This window comes from Nocardiopsis suaedae (assembly GCF_027706745.1).
In the GTDB taxonomy this organism is placed as follows: Bacteria; Actinomycetota; Actinomycetes; order Streptosporangiales; family Streptosporangiaceae; genus Nocardiopsis_A; species Nocardiopsis_A suaedae.
Map to the genome: position 1 here is coordinate 1 of NZ_JAQFWP010000086.1, position 22,709 is coordinate 22,709.

Sequence of the window (22,709 nt, forward strand, 5' to 3'; positions counted from 1 at the left end):
CTCATCCGCCTACGCGCTCGCCCCGACCGCACATGATCTAAAAAACACGCCCTAGAGGCCGCCTGCCCGTCGGGGACCGGTGGAGGCCGGATCGGCGGAGGCGAACGGCCCCGGCGGGTCCGGAGGGCGTGCGGACGCGCGCCCGGCACCGGGCCGGCCGGGGCCGTCGCGGTGTCCGGGGCCGGAACCGGCGGGGCCGTCCATAGGGCACGCCAATGCGGATACGGGAGGGCTGGTCACAGGGGCGGCCCCGGCCCGTCCTACCGGAAGCGCCTGAGGAGGTGCCAGGAGACCAGGCCGACCCCCGCGGCGAGCTGGATGAGGGAGTGCGGCGGAGAGGAGCCGGGCGCGACGCCCTCGATGAGCGCGCCGATGTAGTGGTAGCCCAAGGGCAGGCCTCCGATGACACACAGAACGGCGCCGAGCCACAGGTCCCACGAAGAAGAGGACGTGCCCCGCGCTGCGGCCTTGGGAACGGCCTTAGAAGCGCCCTGGGGAGTTGCTGGAGCCCGCACGGGAGACGGCGGGGCGCCCTGCGCGGGCGCGCCTCCCGGTGCGGGAGCGGACACGGCGGCGTGCGGGGACGGCGCTCCGCCACCGGAGCTCTCCCCGTCCGACCCGTCGCCGCGGTCCTTCGCGGTGAGCGCCGCGACCGCGCCCCACACGCCGATGACCGTGTTCCAGAACATCACGATGCCGAGCGTGGCGAAGTAGCCGCTGAGCACCTGCGTGCGCTCCGGGTCGCCGGCCAGCCAGATCAGCCCGCCGAGAACGGCCGCGCCGATCGCGCACCCGGCCGTGGTGCGCAGCCAGGCGACCGCCTCGTGGCGCACCCCCGCGAGCCCCGCCTTCGGGGGCTTGGGCGGCGGGGGCCCACCGGCGAACCGGTGGGCGAACCGCGCGTCGGCCCAGCGGATCAGCGGGTGCCCCCAGGCCACGGTGAATCCCAGGTAGAGCGCCCCCAGGCCGTGCCCCGCCTCGGCGTCGGCGCCCGAGGCCAGGTGCAGGGAGATCGCCGCCAGCAGGACCACGTCCAGCACGGGCACGAGGAGTAGCAGCACGGTGCTGAGCCTGCGGCTGCGCAGCAGGTAGCGGGCGGCGAGTCCGGCGAGCAGCAGGACCCAGAACAGCGCCTCGCAGGCGAGGATGAATGCCACGATCATCGCGGTGAGCCTTCAGAGTCGTCCGATGTGCGGGAACGATCCTCGCCGGGGCGCCGGACGGGCGCATCGGCTCGGGGACCAGATGGGCGTACGACCTTCGGTGTACGCGGTGGGCCGCCGTTCATGCTGGGATGGTGGCCGTGATCAGAGGACCTCGCAGCGCCCTGGCGGGCAGGGGCGCGCTCTTCGGCGCCGTCCACCGGAACCGCGCGTTCTTGGGCGGGTGGGTCTACGCGGGCAGCGCCCTGTGGGCCGCGGTGCACCTGTCGTTGGGCGTGCTGCTCTGGGTGCTGGGCGCCTACTTCTACCGCGACGGCGTCGGACCGGCCGTGCTGCTGGTCACCGTGACGGCGCTGTGCGCCCTGATGCTGCTGCGCCGTACCGCCCCCGGGACCGCCCTCGCCGCCGGGACCGCGGTGCTCGTGGTCGACACCGTGTTCGGGCCGTCGAGCGGCGTGTACGTGGCCTATGGCGACCTGCTGTACGCGGCGAGCGTGTGGGGCGGCAGGCGCAGCGCGCTGGCCGCGCTGACCGGGGCCGTCGTCGGGGGTGTGGCCGTCATGGCGGCGGGCGTGTGGGCGTACTCGGCCGGGTACATCGACGGGGCCCTGGCCTACCTGCAGCTGATCGGGTTGTACGTGATGGTGTTCGCCCTGCCGGTGGTCACCGGGTGGAGCGTGCGCGAGCACCGGGGCCGGGCCGACCTGGAGCGCGAGCGGGCCGAGGAGCGGATCCGCATGGCCGAGCTCGACCGCGCCCGTGCGGTGGCCGAGGAGCGCACCCGGGTGGCGCGGGAGCTGCACGACGTGATCGCCAACCATATGAGCGCGGTGGCGGTGCAGTCCACGGCGGCGCTCTCGCGCAAGACCCCCGACCCGGAGCTGACGCGCCGCGTGCTCGAAGTGGTCCGGGACAACAGTGTGCAAGGACTGGAGGAGATGCGCAGGATGATCGGGGTTCTCAGGGCGGGGGAGCGTCCCGCCGAGGAGCGGGTGACTCCGCGCGTCGTCGAGGCGGACCTGCTGGTGCGCACCGCCCGCGAGGCGGGGGTGCGGGTCGAGGTCCGCGAGCACGGGGAGCCGCGCCCGCTGCCGCCGCAGGTGGACGCGGCGGCGTACAGGATCCTGCAGGAGTCGCTGACCAACGCCCAGCGCTACGCGGAGCCGCGCCGGGTGGAGATCGGGCTGGCCTACCCGCCGCCGGGGGAGGCGGGGACGCTGGTGGTCACGGCGGAGAACCCGCTGCCGGACGGGGGCGCCGCCGAGCCGGACCCCCTGGGGGCGGGGATGGGCCTGGCGGGCATGCGCGAGCGCGCGGTGCTGCTGGGCGGGGACTTCTCCGCGGGGCCGAGCGGGGACGGCCGCGTGTGGCGGGTCCGGGCCGAGCTGCCGTGCGCGCCCGCGGAGGCCCCCGTCGCCTCCGGCCGCGGCCCGGCGGAGTCCGGTGCCGCGCCGGACGGCGCGGCGGAGGCCGGGCGGTGATCCGGGTCGTGGTGGCGGAGGACCAGTGGGCGGTCCGGTCCGGGCTGGTGATGATCCTGGACGGGGCGCCCGGCATCGCGGTGGTGGCCGAGGCCGCGGACGGGGAGGAGGCGGTGGCGGCGGTGCGGCGCACCCGCCCCGACGTGGTGCTGATGGACGTGCGCATGCCCCGCAAGGACGGCATCGCCGCCACCCGCGAGCTGGCGGGCACCGGGGCCGACGTGCTGGTGCTGACCACGTTCGACCTGGACGAGTACGTGTTCGGCGCGCTCCGTGCCGGTGCGGCCGGGTTCCTGCTGAAGAACATCGAGGCCGACGACCTGGTCGAGGCGGTGCGGGTGGTGGCCCGGGGCGAGGGGATGATCGCCCCGGCGGTGACGCGGAGGCTCATCGCCGAGTTCGCGGGGCCGGGCGGCGGGCGCGCGGACCACCCCGATCGGCCGGACCGCCCGGACCGGCCGCAGGTGGCCCCTCAGGCCCTGGAGCAGCTGACCGTCCGCGAGGCCGAGGTGCTGCGGTGCGTGGGCGAAGGCCTGTCGAACCGCCAGATCGCCCGGAGGCTGGGGATCACCGAGACCACCGCCAAGACGCACGTCAGCCGGATCCTGACCAAACTCGACCTGAGGAGCAGGGTGCAGGCGGCCATCGTCGCCCAGGAGTCCCTCGGCGGCCGGTGAAGCCGGGAGGGAGGCGCTCGGGACGGCGCTATCCGCCGGGGACGAGCGCCTTCAGCAGCCGCTCCAAACCCTCGGTGAAGGCCTGTTCGTGGTCGAGCGGCGTCTCCCGCAGGCGTGTGACGGTCGGGAACCGGCCGTCCAGGGACACCGGGCGCGGGCTCTCCAGGCCGCCCGCGCGCACCTCGTGGACCACCGCGCCCGTCACGTACGAATCCAGGGCCGCCGCGGCGTTCACCACGTCGCGGCCCTCCAGGCCCGCCTCGCTGAAGGCGGCGTACTGCAGTTCCAGTGAGCGCACCGCGGCCTCGGTGTCGGGGCGGCGGTTGATCAGCAGCGGCAGCGCTCCGGAGTGCTTCAGCAGCGCCGCCCGGTAGTCGTGGGCCCAGGAGCGCAGCCGCTCGTCCCAGGGGCGCCCGTCGGGGTCCGCCTCCGTCCCGTCCGGCTCGGCGCCGTCCTGCCCTGCGTCGGACGCGGCCTCCTCCTCCGCCTCGGCCTCCGCCGCCTCGGCGCGAGCGCGGTGCACATCGGTCACGTACTCGGCGATGGCCTCGAAGAGCTGCTCCTTGCCGAGCGGGAAGTGGTGGTAGACCGCCATGGCCTCCACCTCCATGGCGTCCCCGAGGCGGCGCATGGTCAGCCGCCGCAGCCCCTGCCCGTCGATGATGCGCAGCGCTTCGACGATGATGCGGTCGGTGCTCAGACCGGCGTTGTTTCGGCTCACGGGCGCCACTTTAGATCTACCCGGTAAAGCGGCGCCACGGGAACGCATCCGCCTCGCCGCCGTGATCCCCGGCACACTAGAGTGTGGGGCGATCGGCACGAGTGCGATCACGAGCACGATGGGGAGTGAGCATGGGTCTGTTCGGCCGCAGGGGCGACGAGGACGACCGGCGCCGCCTGAGCGAGGACCGCGAGCACGCGGCCCGGCTGCCGGAGCTGATGGAGGCGGTCGCCGGGGCCGAGTCCGCGCTCGTCGCCGCCCATGGGCGGGGTCTCGGCGTGGAGGAGCTCAACCGGCTGGGCAAGGCGCTGGACACGGCCCTGACCGACGCCGTGCGCGCCGCCTACGCCCAGGAGCGGGTGCTGGTGGGCGAGCGCGGCTATTCCGACCGCATCCACCGCCGCAAGCGCCTGGCCCGCCCCGAGGTGCGCGTGGCCACCGAGCGCGCCGAGCGCCTGCTCACCGCCCGGGAGGAGCACCGCCTGCAGGGCGTCGAGCGGGTTCCGCGCCGCCCCGCCGGGGTCTGAGGTGCGCCGCCCCCTCCCTGATGGCAGGATCGGGGGAGGGGGCGGACCGGAGGCCGGGCGCCCCCGGCGGCCCGCGGCGGCCGCGCAAGGGCCCCCGCGAGCGCGGGGCGGACCGGACCGAGGACGGCAGGACTGGCAGTGGCGACCGAAGTCCCGGACTTCATCGACATCGACCCGGATTCGCGGGTCCCTCCCTACGAGCAGATCCGCGCCGCGATCGCGAACGCCGCGGCCGAGGGGGAGATCCCCGTCGGGCACAAGCTGCCCACGGTGCGCGCCCTGGCGGGCGGGCTGTCGGTGGCCGTGAACACCGTGGCGCGCGCCTACCGGGAGCTGGAGCAGGCGGGGGTGCTGGAGACCCGCGGCCGCTCGGGCACCTTCGTGGCGGCCGGGGGCGACGCCCAACGGGAGGAGGCGGTGGCGGCCGCGCGCGTGTACGCCGAGGCCGTCTCCCGCCTGGGCCTGGAACGGGAGGAGGCCCTCGACATCGTGGCCGCGGCGCTGCGGCAGGCCGAGCCCTCCGACTGAGGGCGGCTCCCGGCGTTGATCTCGGGGAAAACGACGCTACCGGCGCGGTTTCAGGGGCTTTTTCCCCGAGATCAACGCCGACTGTCCGGGCGGTCGTCGAGGAGGCGGGGTGCCACCTCGTTGATGGTCGCCTCCAGCTCGTCCAGGGTCGTGGAGCCGTGCAGCAGCAGGACCAGCTCCTGCGTCCACACCTCGTGCAGCGCCCGCGCGAGCAGGCGGGACCGCTCGCCGGGCTCCTCGGCCGCGTCCGGGCCGTAGGCGCTGTAGAGGACGACCGAGGTGAGGCGGTCCTGCACGGCCGACCGCCAGTCCACCACGGAGGAGTCGGCGGAGTTGGCGGCGCGCAGCATCGCGTCCGCGAGGTCGGGCTCGCGCATGATCCACCGGGCCGTGCGGACCAGCACCGCCGCCGCGCGCTCGCCGGGCCCCTCGCCCACCAGGGGGCGCCGCCGGATGGACGCGTCCAGGGAGGCGATCTCACCGGCCAGGACCGCGACCATCAGGTGGGTCTTCGAGGGGTAGTAGCGGTAGAGCGTGGCCAGCGCGACGTCGGCGCGGTCGGCCACGTCGCGCATGTGCACGTTCTCCAAGCCGCCGCGGGCGGCGAGGGCGGCCGCGGCGCGGAGGATCCGTTCACGGCGCCGGCGCTCGTTGCGTTCGCGGGCGCTGACGTTCTGTTCGGCGGGCTGGGCGCTCACGGTCTCCCCGGGGTGCTGGGGGCGCCGTCGCCCCCTGGGCCGTCGTATGGGCCCACGATATCGCCAACGGCGGCCCGGTGATGCGCCGGAAGGCCCTGTGGCGGGGCGGACCGGGCGCGGCCCGGTGCGCTCAGCGGCGGCCCAGGCCGATCACGGAGACGAAGTACAGGATGATCAGCCCGATCCATGCCAGTGCCACGCCGTCGCTGCCCATCATCCCGGCGCTGATGGCGGTCAGCGGGATCGCGGCCCCCATGGTGATGATCCCCATGATCAGCCGCGGGCTCTTCCACTGCTCCTGCGGGGTGAGCCGCCTGGAGGTGAGCTGTGCGGCGGCCACGTGCTCGCGTACGCGCGCCTCGATGGCCGTGTCGAGCTTCTCGGCGAGCGAGGCGGCCACGGCCTCGTCGTACTCGGGGCCGAGCTCCCGGCTGGTCTGCAGGGCGGCCGCGACCTCGTCCCGGGCGGCGCGGGGCGGGGGGCCTCCGGAGTTCTGCGCTGTCATGCCCCCGATTGTCCCCCGGGCGCCCGCCTGAGGGGGAGGGGTCGGGCGCGGTACCAGGGGGGAATCAGGGTCTTCCCTGAGCGGGACGGGTCGGCAAGGGGTCCGGAAAGGCCCCGCGCCCGCCACAGGGCGGGCGCGGGGCCTTGTATGCGGTTCCGGGAGTCTGCGGACCGGGTCAGCTCGCGAAGTCCAGCAGCTGCTGGGCGCGGCTGGGGTGCCGCAGCTTGGACAGCGACTGCTTCTCCAGCTGGCGGATCCGCTCCCGGGTCAGTCCCAGGTGCTTGCCGATCTCGTCGAGGGTGCGCGGGCGGCCGTCCATCAGGCCGAACCGCAGCGACATGATGGTGGCCTCACGCGGCTCCAGGTCGTCCAGCGCGCGGCGCAGCTGGTCGGCCATGAGCTGGCGGTCGACCACCTCGGAGGCCTCCGAGGCGTCGATGTCCTCGATGAGGTCGCCGATCCGCGTCTCCCCGTCCTCGCCGATGGTGGAGTCCAGGCTGATCGGCTGGCGGGTGACCCGCAGCAGCTCCTCGATCTGGGCGGGCGTCTTGTCCAGCTCGTGGGCCAGCTCCTCGGGGGTGGGCTCGCGGCCCAGCGTCTGGTGCATGTCCCGCTCCAGACGGCTGACCTTGCTCAGCAGCTCCAGCACGTGCACGGGCAGCCGGATGGTGCGCGCCGAGTCGGCGAAACCGCGCTGTATCGCCTGCCGGATCCACCACATGGCGTAGGTGGAGAACTTGTAGCCCTTGGCGTAGTCGAACTTCTCCACCGCGCGGATCAGCCCGAGGTTGCCCTCCTGGACCACGTCCAGCAGGGACATGCCGCGGTCGCTGTACTTCTTGGCGACCGAGACCACCAGCCGCAGGTTGGCCTCCAGCATGTGCTGCTTGGCGTGGCGGCCGTCCTCGGCCACCCACTCCAGCTCCTCGCGCTCGGCCGCGGACATCTCGGCCGGCTCGGGCGCCTCGGGCAGCGTCCCCAGGCGGTACTCTGCGTACAGGCCCGCCTCGATGCGCTTGGAGAGGTCCACTTCCTGCTCGGCCGTCAGCAGTTGGCGCCGCCCGATGGCCTTGAGGTAGGTGTGCACCGAGTCGCCCATGGCGGGGGACTGGTCGTCGAGGTCGACTTCGGCCTCGGCGGCCGCCTCGGTGCCCTTTCCGCGCGCCGTGGCCTCGGCGGAGTCGAGGGCGTCCTCGAGCGCCTCGTCCTCGGTGTCGGCGTCGACGGCCTCGACCGCGCCGTCGACGGCCTCCACCGTGCCGCCGTCCCCGCCCCCGTTGGCGAGCCGTACACCGGAGTCGGTGAGCTCCCGGAGGATGGAGCGGCCGTCGGCCGGGCTGATCCCGGCCTCGGTGAAGGCGGCCCGCAGCTCCGACAGGGACAGGTGTCCCTGGGAGCGCCCTCGGGTGATCAGCTCGTCCAGAGCCGCGGACGCGGCCGCGTTGCCGTCCGCGGTGTCCGCCACCGTGGGAGAAGTGGCTAGGGCAGTGCGCGTCATGAAGGCACCTCCCTCCCTTCCAAGACCTGTGGCACGCGGCGGCCTGGATCCGCCGTCTTGGCGCGCCAATATGTCTAACGTGTCAGAGAGTCAAATGTTCCCGGTCTCGATTGGATCTCGCCGGTCGTGGTTCAGGTCACGGCCCGGTAGTGCGGACGGCGGGTCCGACGGCGGCCGGGCGCCCCGGACGCGGACGGCCCCTGGATACGGCGGGTACCCCTCCCCCCGGGGACGGATCCGGATCTTCGCACCGACGGCCGCCCTGGGGCGCCGAAAAGAGCGGTCTGCCGTGTAGACGCCCGCGGGGCGTGATGAGTTCCCCCGAATCGCCGGATCCGTCCGGCCGCTCATGATCATGCTGCCCGCGCGCGGGCGCGTCAATCGCGGCCGGACCGCGGCGTCCGCAGTGCGGCCAGATCGGGCTTCCCCGAGGCCAGGAGCGGCATTCGGGTGCGCAGGTCGAGCTCCCGGGGCGCGGCGTAGGGGGCCAGGCGGGACCGGACGGCGGCGCGCAGCTCCTCCAGGGCGGGCGGCGCGGCCGGGTCGGCGGGCACGACGACGGCGGTGACGCGCTCGCCCCACTCGGCGTCGGGGCGGCCGACCACGGCGGCCTCGGCGACGCTTTCCAGGGCGGCCAGCACGTCGGCGACCTCCCCGGCGACGACCTTGTGTCCGCCGGTGTTGATGACGCCGTCGGCGCGGCCGCGAACCCGCAGCACGCCGTCGCCGTCCAGCGCGCCCAGGTCGCCGGTGCGCAGCCAGGACCGCCCCTCGCCGTCGCGGACCAGGCCGCCGTCGGCCGGGGCGGCGGCCCCCCGGTACCCGGAGAACAGCACCGGTCCGGACAGCAGGATGCGGCCCTCGCCGTCGGTGCGCACCCGCACGCCGTCCAGCGGGCGGCCGTCGTAGACGCACCCGCCGCAGGTCTCGCTCATGCCGTAGGTGGTCACCACGCGTGCCCCGGCCTCCCGGGCGGCCTCCAGCAGCGGCCCCTCGGCGGCGGCGCCGCCCAGCAGCACGGTGCCGAACAGGGACAGGTCGGCCCCGGCGGCGAGCAGGCGGCGCAGCTGGGTGGGGACCAGGGACACGTGCGGGCGGTGCTCGGCGGCCGCGGCCATCACGGCGCCGGTGTCGAAGGGAACGTGCAGCGGCTCGGTGCCCCCGTGCAGGGCGCGCAGCACCACCTGCAGGCCCGAGATGTGGGCGGTGGGCAGGGTGCACAGCCAGCGGTCGCCGGGCCGGGCGCCGATGCGGTCGGTGGAGGCGCGCGCCGAGTGGAGCAGGGCCCCGGCGGACAGTACCGTGCCCTTGGGCGTGCCGGTCGACCCGGAGGTGGCGATGACCAGGGCGGTGCCGTCGGGGACCGGCTCGGCGCCGTCGAGGGCGCGCACCCCCTCGGGGGTGTGCAGGGCGGCCGGGCGCATCGCCTCCAGCAGGGACCGGACCCGCGGCTCGGGCAGGGAGGGGTCGATCGGCAGCAGGGCCGGTCCGCTCCCGTCGAGCGCGGCGGCCAGGTGTTCGCTCAGGCGCGCGGGCTCGGGGCCCAGGAGCGCGTGCAATGGTCGTTCCGGCACGTCCCCCGAGGGTAGCCCACCGTGGCGGGCGTGCGGCCGCGCCCTCGGGGGCTACTAAGCTCGTCCGACGTACCGGCCGGTACCGGGCGGGGCCCGGGGGCGCGGTACGGCGCAATGGCCGACGTCTGGCTTGAGGAGATGACGGGATCGTGAGTGGCGTGAAGTGGCAGCGGTCGGGCGAGTACTCCGACATCATCTATGAGACCGCCGAGGGAATCGCCAAGATCACGATCAACCGGCCCGAAGTGCACAACGCCTTCCGCCCGCAGACCCTGTTCGAGCTGCAGGACGCCTTCAACGTCGCCCGCGACGACTCCGAGGTGGGCGTCATCATCCTCACCGGCGCCGGCGACAAGGCCTTCTGCTCCGGCGGGGACCAGAAGATCCGCGGCGAGGACGGGTACATGGGCGACGACGCCGTCGCGCAGCAGGGCATCGGCCGGCTGAACGTGCTCGACCTGCAGGTGCAGATCCGCCGCCTGCCCAAGCCGGTGGTCGCCATGGTCGCCGGGTACGCCATCGGCGGCGGCCACGTCCTGCACGTGTGCTGCGACCTGACCATCGCCGCCGACAACGCGCGGTTCGGGCAGACCGGGCCCAAGGTCGGCTCGTTCGACGGCGGGTACGGCGCCTGGCTGCTGGCCGAGACCGTCGGCCTGAAGAAGGCCCGCGAGATCTGGTACCTGTGCCGCCAGTACGGCGCCCAGGAGGCCCAGGACATGGGCCTGGTCAACACCGTGGTGCCGCTGGAGCGCCTCGAGGAGGAGACCGTCGTCTGGGCCCGGGAGATGCTGGAGAAGTCCCCGCTGGCGCTGCGCATGCTCAAGGGCGCGATCAACGCGGTGAGCGACGGCGCGGCGGGCATGCAGCAGTTCGCCGGGGACGCCACCATGCTCTACTACATGAGCGAGGAGGCCCAGGAGGGCCGGGACGCCTTCAAGGAGAAGCGGCGTCCGGAGTTCGAGCGCTTCCCGCGCCGTCCCTGAGCCGGGCCGCGGCCCCGGCCGCACGAGGCCGGGGCCCACGCGCACGGTGCCGGGTCGACGGGAGGGGTGCCGCGATGGCCGGGACGGCCGGGCGGGATGCGGCGGGGCGGGCGTTCTCGATCCCGATGAGGACGCGCTTCCGCGGCGTGCGGAGCCGAGAGGGCCTGCTGGTGCGCGGGCCGCGCGGGTGGGGGGAGTTCTCCCCGTTCGCCGAGTACGGGCCCACCGAGTGCGCGCGGTGGTGGGCCGCCTGCCGTGAGGCGGCCGACGAGGGCTGGCCCGAGCCGGTGCGCCGGAGCGTCCCGGTGAACGTGACGGTCCCGGCCGTGGGGCCGGAGGAGGCCGAGCGCATCGTCGCCGCGGGCGGGTGCCGCACCGCCAAGGTGAAGGTGGCCGAGCGCGGGCAGGACCCGTCCGAGGACCTGGAGCGCGTGGAGGCGGTCCGCGGGGCGCTGGGCCCCTCGGGGCGGGTGCGGGTGGACGCCAACGGCGGCTGGGACGCCGACACGGCGGTGCGGATGCTGCGCGCGCTGGACCGGTTCGACCTGGAGTACGCCGAGCAGCCGTGTCCGACGCTGGAGGAGCTGGCGCAGGTGCGTCGGCGCACGGACGTCCCGGTCGCGGCCGACGAGTCGATCCGCAAGGCCGAGGACCCGATGCGGGTGCGCGCCGCCGGGGCCGCCGACATCGTCGTGCTCAAGGTGCAGCCGCTGGGCGGGGTGCGCCCCGCGCTGCGGGTGGCCGAGGCGTGCGGGCTGCCGGCCGTGGTCTCCAGCGCCGTGGAGACGTCGGTGGGCATCGCCGCCGGTGTCGCCCTGGCGGCGGCGCTGCCGGAGCTGCCCTACGCGTGCGGGCTGGCCACGGTGCAGCTCCTGACCGCGGACGTATGCGCCGACCCGATGCTGCCGGTCGACGGGGAGCTCCCGGTGCGCAGGCCGGAGGTCGACCCGGGCCTGCTGGAGGCCGTGGAGACCGCCCCCGAGGGGTGGAGGGACCGCATGGCCGCCGCGCGCGCGGCGGCGGGGTGACCGGAACCCCCGGGACGGGTCCCGGGCGCGGTCCGGAGCGGTTCGGGGGTGTGGCGTCCCTGCGGGAGGGAACAGCCGTGGACACGCCCGCACTTCTTGTGCGTCGGCGCATCGGAGCAAGGGGGAGCGACGAGTGCCGCAGCGGGGTGGAGGCCACGGGCCGTGCGCGCAGGCCGGTCCGGGAGGGGCGTCGGGTGCCGGGGCGTGCTTCCCCGGCGCTCTCCGCCCAGCGGTCGGCCGTCGCCTCGCGCACGCTCCGGGGGAGGGGAATTCAGGACACGTCGCCGGAGCGGACGTGGCCGGTGCGTGCGGAGGCCGCCCTGCCGGTGTGAGGGCCGTCGGCCGCGCCAACCCTTCGACATGCGGCTTCCGGGTGCCGCCGCGCCGGTGCGCGCGCTCGTACCGCCCGACGCGCCGAGGACCGAACCCCGGGGCGGTCCTGGACAGCGGCCGGAAACGGCCCGGGAACGCGGTGGGCGCGCTGCGCATGCGCGGCCCGGTGGTGCGACCCTTGTTGCTTGCGGGGCGACGGCCCGCGCCCCGGGCAGGGGCGCCGGGACGTGGGGAGTCTCGCACCCGATGCGGGACCGAGCGGGCGCGGCGATCCGTTGCACCCGGTGGGGGGTTCGGCGGGTGCTCCGCCGATACTGGCCTGAAGACGACTATGTGAGAGCTGTGCTGCATGAATCCTTCGACCGCGATGGCGCGGGTCCTCGTCGATGAGCTCGCCCGCTGCGGGCTGGCCGAGGCGGTCGTCGCCCCGGGGTCGCGCTCGACCCCCCTGGCGCTGGCCCTGGTCGCCCACCCCCGGGTGCGGGTGCACGTGCGCATCGACGAGCGGTCGGCGGCCTTCTGCGCGCTGGGCCTGGCGCGCGCCTCGCGCCGCGCGGTCGCGCTGGTGTGCACCTCGGGCACGGCGGCGGCCAATTTCCACCCCGCGGTGATGGAGGCCGACCACGCCGGGGTGCCGCTGCTCGTGCTCACCGCGGACCGGCCCCCGGAGCTGCGCGGGACCGGCGCCAACCAGACGGTCGACCAGATCCGCCTCTACGGGCCCGCGGTGCGGTTCTTCGCCGAGGCCGGGGTGCCCGAGCCGGTTCCGGGCATGGTCGCCTACTGGCGGTCGCTGGCCTGCCGCGCCTGGGCGGCCACCGGCCCCGACCACCCCGGGCCCGTCCACCTCAACCTCGCCTTCCGCGACCCCCTGGTGCCCGACGACGGACCCGGCGCCCCGGCCTGGCCCGAGCCGCTCGACGGGCGCGGGGACGGCGCCCCGTGGTTCACGGGTCCGGCCGTGCCGCACGAGCCCGAACCGGTGCGCGCCCCCGCGGTCGAGCGCGGCGTGATCGTGTGCGGCGACGGCGACTACGACCCGGTCCCCTACCTGGCCCTGTCGGCGCGCACCGGGTGGCCGCTGCTGGCCGAGCCCACCTCCAACGTGCGCCGCGCCGAGGCCGCCTCGGCCTACCGGGAGCTGCTGGCGAACCCGGGGTTCGCCCGTGACCACGTCCCCGACCTGGTGGTCAGCGTGGGGCGCCCGGGGCTGTCCCGGCAGCTCATGTCCTATCTGCGCACCGCCCGGCAGCACATCGCGGTGGGGGACCCACGCCACTTCGCCGACCCGGTGCGCACCGCCTGCCAGGTCGTCCCGGCCGTCGCCGCGCCCGAGGGGGCCGATCCGGACACCGCGTGGGCGGCGTCCTGGCGGAGGGCCGACGCGGCGGCGCGGGCCGCCGTCGACCGGGTGCTCGACGCCGAGGAGGCGCTCAGCGAGCCCCGGCTCGCCCGGGACCTGGCGGCGCAGCTGCCCAACGGGGCGCTGCTGTTCGCCGGGTCGAGCATGCCCATCCGGGACCTGGACGGGGCGATGGACGCGCGCTGCGGCGTCCGCATCATCGGCAACCGCGGGGTGAGCGGCATCGACGGCACGGTCTCCACGGCCGTGGGCGCGGCGCTGGCGCACCAGGCCGACGGCGGCGGGCCCGCCTACGCCCTGCTGGGGGACCTGGCGGTGCTGCACGACCAGAACGGCCTGGTGATCGGCCCGGACGAGCCGAGACCGGACCTGGCGGTCATGGTGGTGAACAACGACGGCGGCGGCATCTTCTCGGGCCTGGAACAGGCGGGCCACCCGGATTTCGAGCGGGTCTTCGGCACGCCGCACGGGGTGTCGATGGAGCGGGTGGCGGCCATGGCCGACGTGGGGTACACGCGCCTGGAGTGGGCGAGCGACCTGCCCAAGGCTCTGCTCGGGGAAGGGCTGCGGATCATCGAGGTGCGCACCGGCCGTTCCGACTCGGCGGCCCTGCGCGCGCGCATCCAACAGGCGGTCGACCGGGCTCTGGGGGAGTTGGGGGAGTGAAGGGCCCCGGGCGGATCGGCGTCGCGGACCGCCCGGGCAGGCGTCTTCATGGCCGGGGAGGTGTTCCTCTACCGGACGCCCCACCCCGGCCGTGCGCGCGAACCCGTCGTCCTCCTCCCGACCGTCATTCCACGTCGAGGACGGCCTTGCCGCGCAGGCGGCCGTCGAGCAGCGTCCGGGCCGCCTCCTCGTGGCGGGTCCACGGGGCCCGGCGGACGATGCCCGGGTCCAGGCGGCCGGAGGCGACCTCGGCGGCCAGCCAGGACAGGTCGCCGGAGAAGTCGGGGACGGGCTCGCCCAGCAGGTAGAACGTGCGGATCGACCGGTCGTGGCGGCCGCCGTAGGCGTTGAGCGCGTCGGTGGGCAGCACACTGGCCGCCTCCGCGGTGCGGCCGACGTTGACCAGCGTGCCTCCGGCCTCCAGGGCGGCGAAGGCGTCCACGAGCGTGGGCCCGCCGACGTTGTCGACCACGCCCGCGACCGGCCCGCGCACGTCCGCGGCGGCGGTGCGGACCTCGTCCGCGCCCAGCGCGCGCAGCGCCGCCTCGGAGGCGGGGTCCCGGCTGATGGCCACCACCTGGGCCCCGGCGCGCGCGGCGAGCTGGACGGCGAACCGTCCGACGCCGCCGGTCGCGCCGGTGACCATGATCCGGCGGCCGACGACCTGCCCCAGGCGCCGCAGCACCTGCAGGGCGGTGAGCCCCGCGACCGGGAGGGTGGCGGCGGCCCCCGGGTCGGCGCCGTCGGGCACGGTCCCCGTCAAGGACGCCGGGACCGCCCGCAGCTCGGCCCACCCCGTATGGCCGAGGGTGGTGACGCGGGCGCCCTCGGGAGGCCCCGACCCGTCGGCGGCCGGGCGGACGACCACCCCGGCGGCGTCCCAGCCGATGACCGCCCCGTCCGGCGCGCCGTCCCGGGCGGCGTCGGCGACCTCCCCGTAGTTGAGGGAGACGGCCTCGACCCGCACCAGGGCCTCGTCCGGCCCGGGGACCGGGTCGGGGACCTCGGCCATGGCCAGGTGTGTCGGGGCGGCGTGGTCGATGACGAGTGCGCGCATATCGGCTCCTTCGAAGAAAGTGCCACTCAGTGGCATTTGCGTCAGAGGAGCATACGCCACGGCGCGGCTGCCGCGCTACACTGGCCCCGATGACGCACCCCGCCCCGCCCGCCTCGCTGCGCGAGCGCAAGAAGGTCCGCACCCGCCAGGCCCTGGCGGAGACCGCCGCGGCGCTGTTCGGCGAGCGCGGATTCGACGCCACCCCGCTCGACGACCTGCTCGACGCCGTGGAGGTGTCGCGGCGGACGTTCTTCCGCTACTACCGCTCCAAGGAGGACGTGGCCCTCACCGCGGTGAAGGAGCTGTGGAGCGTCTTCCTGGAGGTCCTCGCCGAGGAGCCGGGAACCGGCCCGCTGCGCGACGTCTTCCGCGATGCCCTGCTGACCGCGCTCGCGCGGATGGACGGGGACTGGCACCCGAGGTTCGCGACCACCGTCCGGCTGACCGCCGACTCGCCGGCGCTGGAGGGGCATTCGCTGCTGCACTGCGCCGAGGTGCAGGCGGAGACCCGGCGGCTGCTGGGGCGGCCGGACGACCTGGAGCTGCGGCTGCTGATCGAGTTCTGCGTGGCGACGTGGAGGAGCGCGGTGGACGACTGGCTTCCCACGTGCGCCCCCGGCGAGCTGCCGGACCACGTCCGCCGCGCCTTCGCCGCCATGGAGGCCGGACTGCACCTGGAGGCGTAGGGCGGCTCAGCATCGCGGCGCGCGTGCGGGGCGCCCGCGATCCGGGACCGGTCCCCACCCTGCGGGTGCCGCTCGGCGGAGCCTTTGCGTCCGCGGTGCACGTCGGCCGCGCGTCGGCCTGGCCCGGTGCCCGGTGCCCGGGACGGGGCGGGGCGGTCACCGCCTAATGTGAGGCGCCGCGCCGCGGCCCCGTTCGATGGTCGCGACGGCGGGACCGGTCGGGTGTGCGCCCGGGAGGCGGGCCCGGCCCAGCCTTCGTCCCCGCGCTCATAGGGGTCGCGTGAAGAGCTGCGGGTCACCGGCTTCGAGCGGATCGCCAACGGCCACGTGTGCGGGACGCCCGCCGCCGTCTGACCCCGTCCGCGCCGAAGTGGGCCCCGTCCGGACCGACCCGTCGGCGGGCCGGTGCCCATCGGGTACCTGCTCTGCTTCTGAGCGTCCGACGCCACGCGACGGCCGCCGGGGACGGAACGTTCCCCCGGCGGCCGCGTCGTGTCCGTCCGCCCCTGCCGGGGCTCACTCCGCTGGAACGGGGAGCCCCTCGGAGGCGGTGTCAGAGGTTGATCATGTGCCCGGCCAGGCCGTGCACGGCCTCCTTCACCGCCTCGCTCAGCGAGGGGTGGGCGTGCACGTTGCGGGAGACCTCGTGCACGGTCAGGTCCCACTGCTGGGCCAGGGTCAGCTCCGGCAGCAGCTCGGTCACCTCCGGGCCGACCATGTGCGCGCCCAGCAGCTCGCCGTACCTCCCGTCGGCCAGGACCTTCACGAACCCGCGGGTGTCGCCCAGGCCGTGCGCCTTGCCGTTGGCCATGATCGGGAACTTGGCGACCTGCACGTCGAACCCGGCCTCCCGGGCCTGGGCCTCGGTGTAGCCGAACGAGGCGACCTGCGGCTGGCAGTACGTGGCCCGGGGGATCATCCGGAAGTCGATCTCCTGGGTCTCCGCGCCGGCGATGGTCTCGGCGGCGATGACGCCCATCGCCTCGGCGGTGTGCGCCAGCATCAGTTTCGCGGTGACGTCGCCGATCGCGTACACGCCCGGCACGTTGGTGCGCCCGCGCGCGTCCACCGCGACGGCGCCCCGGTCGGTCAGCTCGACCCCGGCGGCCTCCAGCCCGTAGCCGCCGGTGTTCGGGGCGAACCCGACGGCCTGCAGGAGCTTGTCGGCCTCCAGGGTCTTCTGGGCCCCGTCGGGGCCGGTCACCGAGGCGCGGACCTTGCCGCCGGACTCCTCCACCGTGTCCACGCGGGTGGAGGTGAGCACCTCCACCCCCAGGCGCTTGAAGTGGCGGGCCAGCTCGGCGGAGACCTCCTCGTCCTCGGTGGGCGCGATGCGGTCGAGGAACTCCACCAGGGTCACCTCGGCCCCGTAGTTGCGCAGCACGTAGGCGAACTCCAGGCCGATCGCCCCGGCCCCGGCGATGATGATGCTGGCGGGCACCTCGTCGGCGAGGATCTGCTCCTCGTAGGTGACCACCCGGTCCGACAGGGACGTGCCGGGCAGCAGCCGCGGCGACGCCCCGGCCGCGATGATCGCGTTGTCGAAGGCGACCTGCTCGGTGCCGTCGGGCCCGGCGACCTCCATGCTCGTGGGGCCGGTGAAGGTGCCGCGCCCGTTGAGCTCGGTGATCTTGTTCTTCTTCATCAGGAAGTGCACGCCCTTGACGCGGCCGTCGGCCACGTCGCGGCTGCGGCGGTAGGCCTTGCCGTAGTCGAAGGAGACCTTCCCCCCGAACTCGATGCCGAAGGTGTCCGCCTCGCGGGAGAGCGTGTAGGCGAGCTCCGCGTTGCGCAGCAGGGCCTTGGAGGGGATGCAGCCGACGTTGAGGCAGACGCCGCCCCAGTACTTCTCCTCTACGACCGCCGTCTTCAGGCCGAGCTGGGCGGCGCGGATGGCCGCCACATAGCCGCCGGGGCCCGCGCCCAGGACGACGACGTCGAAATGCTGTGCCATAGGTCGGCTCCCTGCCTATGCGTATTCCCTCCGCCCGCCGGAGCGGGCGCGTGCGCGGGGGTCCCGCGCCGTGTGGCTGTGCGCGGCCGCCGGGGGACCGGCTCAAAGATCCCACCAGTGCCGCTCATCGAAGGCTAGTGCTCCGCCCTGCCCCGGGTGAAGGGCGGGAGTCGCGGGGTGTCGCCGGTCACTCCCGCCCTTGAGGAGGGGCGCCGTCCGCGCCGAAGGGTGCCACAGGGCGTCGCCGTCCGCGCCATGGGCCCGAGCCGGTGGTGTCCGGCGGGGTGAGCGGTCGGAGCCTTGGTAGCGTCGCCCCATGGCCTACATCCTCCACATGACCGAGCACTCGCGGTGGGAGGCGGGCGGCGACATCGACGCCGACTCCCTGCGGACCGAGGGGTTCGTGCACGCCTCCCCGGACGAGGGCACCCTCCTGGCGGTGGCCAACGCGTTCTACCGGGAGGCCGAGGAGCCGATGGTGGCCCTGGTCGTGGACAGCGGGATGGTCGACGCCGAGGTGCGCTGGGAGGCGCCCTCCCCGGCGCCGCCGCCCGGGGCCGACCCGGACGTGCACTTCCCGCACGTGTTCGGCCCCATCCCGCGCGCCGCCGTGGTCGGGGTGCGCTACCTGCGCCGCGACCCGTGGGGCCGCTACACCGGCGTGGTGCGGCGCAGCCCCACCGCCGAGGCGTTGGACCTGCTGCCGCACCCGGAGGGCGGGTGGTACCGGCAGACGTGGCGCTCGCCGGTCAGCTCCCGGCCCGAGGGGTACCCCGGCCCGCGCCACGCGGCCACCGCCATCCACTTCCTGCTCTGCCCGGGCGAGGAGTCGCGGTGGCACCGGGTCCGCTCCGACGAGCTGTGGGTGTTCAACCGGGGCGGCCCGCTGCGCCTGGTGCTGGGCGGCACCGGGGAGGAACCGGAGGAGGAGCGGCCGCTGGTCCTGGGGCCGTACGTGGAGGCGGGGGAGAACCTGCAGATCCTCGTCCCGGCGGGCACCTGGCAGGCGGCCCGCCCGCTGGTCGGTGAGGAGGCGCTGGTGAGCTGCATCGTGGCGCCGGGCTTCGAGTTCGAGGACTTCGAGGCCCTGCCGGACTGACCCGCCGTTCCCCGGTGGCGCCGGCAGGGGCAGCGCGGCTTCCGTCGGCCGTGCCGACGGCACCGAACCGGTCGGATGGGGATCCCGCCGCCCCGGGGGACGCCTGGACCGGAACCTCAGCGGTCGGTCAGGGCCTCGGCCATCACGCGGAACTTGGAGTCGGCTTCGGCCAGCTCCGCCTGCGGGTCCGACCCGGCCACGATTCCGCACCCGGCGAACAGGCGCGCCCGCGAGCCCGACACCTGCGCGCACCGCAGGGCGATCGCCCACTCGCCGCGCCCCTGGGCGTCGATCCAGCCGACCGGGCCCGCGTAGCGCCCCCGGTCCATCCCCTCCAGCTCGCGGATGAGCTCCACCGCCTCCGCCGTGGGGGTGCCCCCGACCGCCGCCGTCGGGTGCAGCGCCGCCACCGCGTCCAGCGTCGACACCCCCGGGCGCAGCTCGGCCGAGGCGGGGGACGCCAGGTGCTGCACGTTGGCCAGGCGCAGCAGCTCGGGCTCCGGCGACGCCGCCACCTCCGTCGCCAGCGGGCCCAGCGCGGCGCGCAGCGACTCGACGGCGTACCGGTGCTCCTCGCCGTCCTTGTCCGAGGCGAGCAGGTCCTCGGCCAGCGCGGCGTCCTCCTCCCGGGTGGCGCCCCGGCGGCGGGTCCCCGCCAGCACCAGCGACTCCACCCGGTCGCCCTCGCGGCGCAGCAGCAGCTCCGGGGTGGCGCCCACCAGCCCGTCGACGGCGAAGGTGTAGCACTCGGGGTGGGCGGCCGCGAGCCGCCCCAGCAGAGTGCGGGGGTCGACGGCGCGCTCGGCGTCGGCGAACGCGTCCCGCGCCAGCACCGCCTTGTCCAGGCCCCCGCCCCGGATCCGGTCGACCGCCGCGCCGACCGCCCCGCACCACTCCTCGGCCGACAGCGAGCCCGGCCCCCACGTGAGCGGCCCCACCGGGCGCAGCGGCGCCCCCGGGGCGGTGAGCGCCTCCGGGTGGGACCCCGGACCGCGGCCGCCGATCGTGGTGAGCCAGGTGTGCCCGTCGCGGCGGCCGGCCACCACGCTGGGCACCACCAGCACCGACCCGTTCGAGCGCGCGTCGAAGGTGAAGGAGGCGAACGCCACCGGACCGGTGCCCGGCAGGCCGACCGCGTCGTCCACCTCGGCGTCGGCGAACAGGTCCCGCAGCAGGCGCGCGGCCTCGGAGAAGCGCCGCCCCCCTCGGGGGTCCCCCTCCGCGGGCAGCTCCGCACGGGCGGCCTCGCCCCAGGCGACCAGGCCGTCACCGCCGCGGAGCCAGCACAGGGGCGCGGCGGCGGGCAGGTGGGACAGCAGCGGGCGCCGGTCGCGCAGCTCGACGGTGCGAACGGCCAGGCGGGACGAGGATGCAAAGGCGACACTCACGACATTCGAGTCTAGGGAGTCGGCGGGGGCGGCGTGCCCAAGCGCGCGGAACCGTGCGCGGGCCCCGCGCGGGCGCCGCTAGGCTGTCCCGGGAATCGGCGGCGGCGCGGGACATGCGCGGGAAAGGCGGACACGGGGGACATGCGGAGGCTGCTGAGCTGGGCGGCGACGGCCGCGGTGCTGCCGGTCCTGGCGGCCTGCACGGGTGCGCCGGAGGACGCCGGGTCCGACCCGGGCGCGGCGGACGCCCGCCCCATCCCCGCCGAGTGCGAGGACACCGCCGACGTGCCCAAGCGGCAGATGCGCGGAGTGTGGCTCACCACCGTCCGCAACATCGACTGGCCGTCCGAGCCGGGCCTGGACGCCGGGGAGCAGAAGGACGAGCTGCGCGCGCAGCTCGACGACGCCCGGGACCTGGGCCTCAACGCGGTCTTCTTCCACGTGCGGCCCACCGCCGACGCCGTCTACGCCTCCGACAAGGAGCCGTGGGCCCGGTACCTCACCGGTGACCAGGGCGGCGACCCCGGCTACGACCCGCTGCAGTTCGCCGTGGAGGAGGCGCACGCCCGCGGGCTGGAGCTGCACGCCTGGTTCAACCCCTACCGGGTCGGCTGGGACGACCCCGACCTGGAAGGGCTGGCCGACGACCACCCGGCCGTGGAGCACCCGGACTGGCTGGTGGAGTACGACGACCAGGGGTGGCTCGACCCCGGGCTGCCCGAGGTGCGCGAGTGGGTCACCGGGGTGGTCATGGACGTCGTCGGCCGCTACGACGTGGACGGGGTGCACTTCGACGACTACTTCTACCCCTACCCGGCCGACGGTGAGGAGTTCGACGACGACGCGAGCTGGGAGGAGCACGGCGGCGGCGCCGAGGACCGCGACGCCTGGCGGCGGTCCAACGTCGACGCGCTCATCGCCGACGTGCACGCGGCCATCGGCGAGTCGAAGCCGTGGGTGCGCTTCGGGGTGAGCCCGTTCGGGATCTGGCGCAACGCCGACAGCGACGCCGACGGCTCGGACACGGGGGGCCTGGAGTCGTATTCGGCCCAGTACGCCGACACCCGCGCCTGGATCCGGGAGGGCTCCGTCGACTACATCGTGCCGCAGCTGTACTGGGAGCGCGGGTTCTCCACCGCCGACTACGAGGTGCTGGCGCCGTGGTGGGCCGAGGAGGTGCGCGGCACCGGCGTCGACCTGTACATCGGGCAGGCCGCCTACCGGGTCGGCGAGGACGGCGAGAAGGCCTGGGAGGGCGACGGCGCCCTCGCCCGGCAGCTCGACTACAGCGGTGAGCTGCCCGAGGTGGGCGGCGACGTGTTCTTCTCCATGCAGGACATGCGGGGCGGCGCAGAAGGGGCGATGGAGCGGCTGCAGGAGGGGCACTACGCCCTTCCGGCCCTGCCGCCGAAGGCCCAGGGCGGGGAGGGGCGCCCCGACCCGGTGGAGGGGCTGCGGGCGGTGCGCGGTGAGGACGGCGACGTGCGGGTGTCGTGGGACGCGGTCGAGGGGGCGCGCTCCTACGCCGTCTACCGGGTGCCCGAGGAGGAGGCCGACGACCCGTGCGCGCTGGGTGGCCGGGAGCACCTGGCCGGAGTGGCCGGTGCGCAGGACGAGCCGTCGTTCACCGATACCGGGGCCGGAGCGGGCGGGGACGGGGACGCCGGGCGGCCCCGGTACTTCGTCACCGCCCTGGACCGCTACCGCACCGAAGGCGCGCCGGGGGAGGGGGCGGAGGTCGGCCCCCGGGCCGACTGAGGCCCTCCGCAGCAGTGGCCAAGGGATCCTCCTCCCCTCGGCGCGCCCGGTGTCGGCGGGGCCTGCGCGAGCCCCGGGGCCATCGGAGCCATCAAGGGGCCGGACGGCTCCGGGGCGGGCGTGGAAGCGAATTCCCGGAACCGGATGACAGCGCCCCTGAGCCCGGATAGAAAGGCGGGTATCGGGGGTGGGGCCGCCGTATGCGGCCCGGCGCCCACTGTGCCGATGCGAAAGGTGGCGCCATGGCTCTGCGCGAGTACGAAGAGCGGATCCTGGCCGCGATCGAGCACCGCCTCACCGAGGACGATCCGGTCCTGGCGGGGCGCCTTCAGTCGTTCGGCGAGTGCGATCCCGGGCTCGCGGACGGGCCCGCCGACGGGGACGTCCGGTGGCGGGCGTGGCTGGTCTGCGCCGTCGTCGGTTCGTTGGTGCTGCTGGCGATGCTGGCACTGATCCTCGTGGCGCCCCCGGCCGAGGCCCCGTCCGAGGGACTGGCCCCGGACCAGGAACAGGTCGACCGGACGGGCGAGGGCGAGGACACCACGGTGACCGCACTGGACCGCCCGAGCGTCTGAGCCGGCGCCTTCGGCGGAACCGGCGATGCCGGTGAGGCCGGTGAGGCCGGTGAGGCCGGTGAGGCCGGCGAGGACAGGTCGGCGCGTCTACCTGCAGCGTTGTCGGCCGCCGGGCGTGTGCGTGGTCGGTGTGGTCGGCGGCGACGGCGTGAGCGGGGCGGTTCCCCGGGCCTGCTTGCCGTCCGGCGGGTACCTCGCGGTCCAGGTGGTCGGCGGCTGGGCAGGTTCCCCGCTCCCTGGCCCCGGCCGGACAGCGGGCCGCCGGGGTGTCGGGGGAGGGCGGCGACGATACGGGTGGAGCGGGGCAGGGCGCCCCGGTCGGCCGCCGGGTCTCTGCGTGGCCCGAGCCCTGGGCCCCTGACCCCTGCGCGTCTCGGCATGTGGGACCGTTCGCCCGAGTTGCGCCTGGTGGCCGGTATTCAGACCCGGATACCGGCCACCAGG

The 22,709-nt window shown here is 75.3% G+C and carries 20 protein-coding genes; 11 read left to right on the forward strand and 9 right to left on the reverse strand.

Going from position 1 to position 22,709, the window contains the following annotated elements:
• Positions 1-260: 260 nt before the first annotated feature.
• Positions 261-1,163 (reverse strand): hypothetical protein, encoded by a 903-nt coding sequence (locus O4U47_RS28400; protein WP_270681057.1) that lies wholly within the window; start codon positions 1,161-1,163, stop codon positions 261-263.
• Positions 1,164-1,294: 131 nt separating this feature from the next.
• Between O4U47_RS28400 and O4U47_RS28405 the strand changes: the two genes are divergently transcribed.
• Both O4U47_RS28405 and O4U47_RS28410 read left to right on the forward strand, forming a co-directional pair.
• Positions 1,295-2,644 carry a sensor histidine kinase gene (locus O4U47_RS28405; RefSeq protein ID WP_270681058.1) on the forward strand — a complete coding sequence of 450 codons (1,350 nt, stop codon included), beginning with the start codon at positions 1,295-1,297 and terminating at the stop codon, positions 2,642-2,644.
• Positions 2,641-3,321, forward strand: a complete 681-nt coding sequence (locus O4U47_RS28410) for a response regulator (RefSeq protein WP_270681059.1) — start codon at positions 2,641-2,643, stop codon at positions 3,319-3,321. The genes O4U47_RS28405 and O4U47_RS28410 overlap by 4 nt, the downstream gene beginning before the upstream one ends.
• Positions 3,322-3,349: 28 nt before the next feature.
• Here O4U47_RS28410 and O4U47_RS28415 read toward each other — a convergent pair whose 3' ends face one another.
• Positions 3,350-4,051: a TetR/AcrR family transcriptional regulator gene (locus tag O4U47_RS28415; RefSeq protein WP_270681060.1), complete on the reverse strand. Its 702-nt coding sequence runs from the start codon at positions 4,049-4,051 to the stop codon at positions 3,350-3,352.
• Between the two features lie 122 nt (positions 4,052-4,173).
• On the opposite strand from O4U47_RS28415, the gene O4U47_RS28420 reads away from it, so the two are divergent.
• Together O4U47_RS28420 and O4U47_RS28425 are read left to right on the forward strand one after the other, a co-directional pair.
• Entirely contained in the window at positions 4,174-4,569 is a 396-nt protein-coding gene (locus O4U47_RS28420) for a hypothetical protein (RefSeq protein ID WP_270681061.1), read from the forward strand.
• Between the two features lie 138 nt (positions 4,570-4,707).
• On the forward strand, positions 4,708-5,097 hold the full coding sequence (locus O4U47_RS28425; protein ID WP_270681062.1) for a GntR family transcriptional regulator: 390 nt from the start codon (positions 4,708-4,710) through the stop codon (positions 5,095-5,097).
• A gap of 71 nt (positions 5,098-5,168) precedes the next feature.
• Here O4U47_RS28425 and O4U47_RS28430 read toward each other — a convergent pair whose 3' ends face one another.
• From O4U47_RS28430 to O4U47_RS28445, 4 genes are all read right to left on the reverse strand, one after another.
• Positions 5,169-5,795, reverse strand: a complete 627-nt coding sequence (locus tag O4U47_RS28430) for a TetR/AcrR family transcriptional regulator (protein ID WP_270681063.1) — start codon at positions 5,793-5,795, stop codon at positions 5,169-5,171.
• Between the two features lie 130 nt (positions 5,796-5,925).
• Complete coding sequence (locus O4U47_RS28435; protein ID WP_270681064.1) at positions 5,926-6,300, reverse strand: hypothetical protein; 375 nt, start codon at positions 6,298-6,300, stop codon at positions 5,926-5,928.
• A gap of 175 nt (positions 6,301-6,475) precedes the next feature.
• The gene (locus O4U47_RS28440; protein ID WP_270681065.1) at positions 6,476-7,798 is read right to left on the reverse strand and encodes an RNA polymerase sigma factor; all 1,323 of its coding nucleotides are present in this window, start codon (positions 7,796-7,798) and stop codon (positions 6,476-6,478) included.
• 377 nt (positions 7,799-8,175) lie between these two features.
• On the reverse strand, positions 8,176-9,372 hold the full coding sequence (locus O4U47_RS28445; RefSeq protein WP_270681066.1) for an AMP-binding protein: 1,197 nt from the start codon (positions 9,370-9,372) through the stop codon (positions 8,176-8,178).
• A 146-nt stretch (positions 9,373-9,518) separates the two neighbouring features.
• Here O4U47_RS28445 and menB point away from each other — a divergent pair, with 146 nt between their 5' ends.
• The 3 genes from menB (at position 9,519) to menD (ending at position 13,748) form a co-directional block, all read left to right on the forward strand.
• The gene (gene menB, locus O4U47_RS28450) at positions 9,519-10,358 is read left to right on the forward strand and encodes a 1,4-dihydroxy-2-naphthoyl-CoA synthase (RefSeq protein WP_270681076.1); all 840 of its coding nucleotides are present in this window, start codon (positions 9,519-9,521) and stop codon (positions 10,356-10,358) included.
• 74 nt (positions 10,359-10,432) lie between these two features.
• On the forward strand, positions 10,433-11,386 hold the full coding sequence (locus O4U47_RS28455) for an o-succinylbenzoate synthase (RefSeq protein WP_270681067.1): 954 nt from the start codon (positions 10,433-10,435) through the stop codon (positions 11,384-11,386).
• Between the two features lie 682 nt (positions 11,387-12,068).
• Positions 12,069-13,748: a 2-succinyl-5-enolpyruvyl-6-hydroxy-3-cyclohexene-1-carboxylic-acid synthase gene (menD, locus tag O4U47_RS28460; RefSeq protein ID WP_270681068.1), complete on the forward strand. Its 1,680-nt coding sequence runs from the start codon at positions 12,069-12,071 to the stop codon at positions 13,746-13,748.
• A 124-nt stretch (positions 13,749-13,872) separates the two neighbouring features.
• Here menD and O4U47_RS28465 read toward each other — a convergent pair whose 3' ends face one another.
• The gene (locus O4U47_RS28465) at positions 13,873-14,805 is read right to left on the reverse strand and encodes a zinc-binding dehydrogenase (RefSeq protein WP_270681069.1); all 933 of its coding nucleotides are present in this window, start codon (positions 14,803-14,805) and stop codon (positions 13,873-13,875) included.
• An 89-nt stretch (positions 14,806-14,894) separates the two neighbouring features.
• On the opposite strand from O4U47_RS28465, the gene O4U47_RS28470 reads away from it, so the two are divergent.
• On the forward strand, positions 14,895-15,491 hold the full coding sequence (locus O4U47_RS28470) for a TetR family transcriptional regulator (RefSeq protein ID WP_270681070.1): 597 nt from the start codon (positions 14,895-14,897) through the stop codon (positions 15,489-15,491).
• A 553-nt stretch (positions 15,492-16,044) separates the two neighbouring features.
• On the opposite strand, the gene lpdA is transcribed toward O4U47_RS28470, so the two are convergent.
• Positions 16,045-17,445 carry a dihydrolipoyl dehydrogenase gene (lpdA, locus tag O4U47_RS28475; protein ID WP_270681071.1) on the reverse strand — a complete coding sequence of 467 codons (1,401 nt, stop codon included), beginning with the start codon at positions 17,443-17,445 and terminating at the stop codon, positions 16,045-16,047.
• Between the two features lie 316 nt (positions 17,446-17,761).
• Here lpdA and O4U47_RS28480 point away from each other — a divergent pair, with 316 nt between their 5' ends.
• Positions 17,762-18,544, forward strand: a complete 783-nt coding sequence (locus O4U47_RS28480; protein ID WP_270681072.1) for a cupin domain-containing protein — start codon at positions 17,762-17,764, stop codon at positions 18,542-18,544.
• A 116-nt stretch (positions 18,545-18,660) separates the two neighbouring features.
• Here O4U47_RS28480 and O4U47_RS28485 read toward each other — a convergent pair whose 3' ends face one another.
• Positions 18,661-19,932 carry an isochorismate synthase gene (locus O4U47_RS28485; RefSeq protein WP_270681073.1) on the reverse strand — a complete coding sequence of 424 codons (1,272 nt, stop codon included), beginning with the start codon at positions 19,930-19,932 and terminating at the stop codon, positions 18,661-18,663.
• Between the two features lie 141 nt (positions 19,933-20,073).
• On the opposite strand from O4U47_RS28485, the gene O4U47_RS28490 reads away from it, so the two are divergent.
• Together O4U47_RS28490 and O4U47_RS28495 are read left to right on the forward strand one after the other, a co-directional pair.
• Positions 20,074-21,690 (forward strand): glycoside hydrolase family 10 protein, encoded by a 1,617-nt coding sequence (locus tag O4U47_RS28490; protein WP_270681074.1) that lies wholly within the window; start codon positions 20,074-20,076, stop codon positions 21,688-21,690.
• A gap of 242 nt (positions 21,691-21,932) precedes the next feature.
• Positions 21,933-22,265: a DUF3040 domain-containing protein gene (locus O4U47_RS28495; RefSeq protein WP_270681075.1), complete on the forward strand. Its 333-nt coding sequence runs from the start codon at positions 21,933-21,935 to the stop codon at positions 22,263-22,265.
• Positions 22,266-22,709 lie beyond the last annotated feature (444 nt).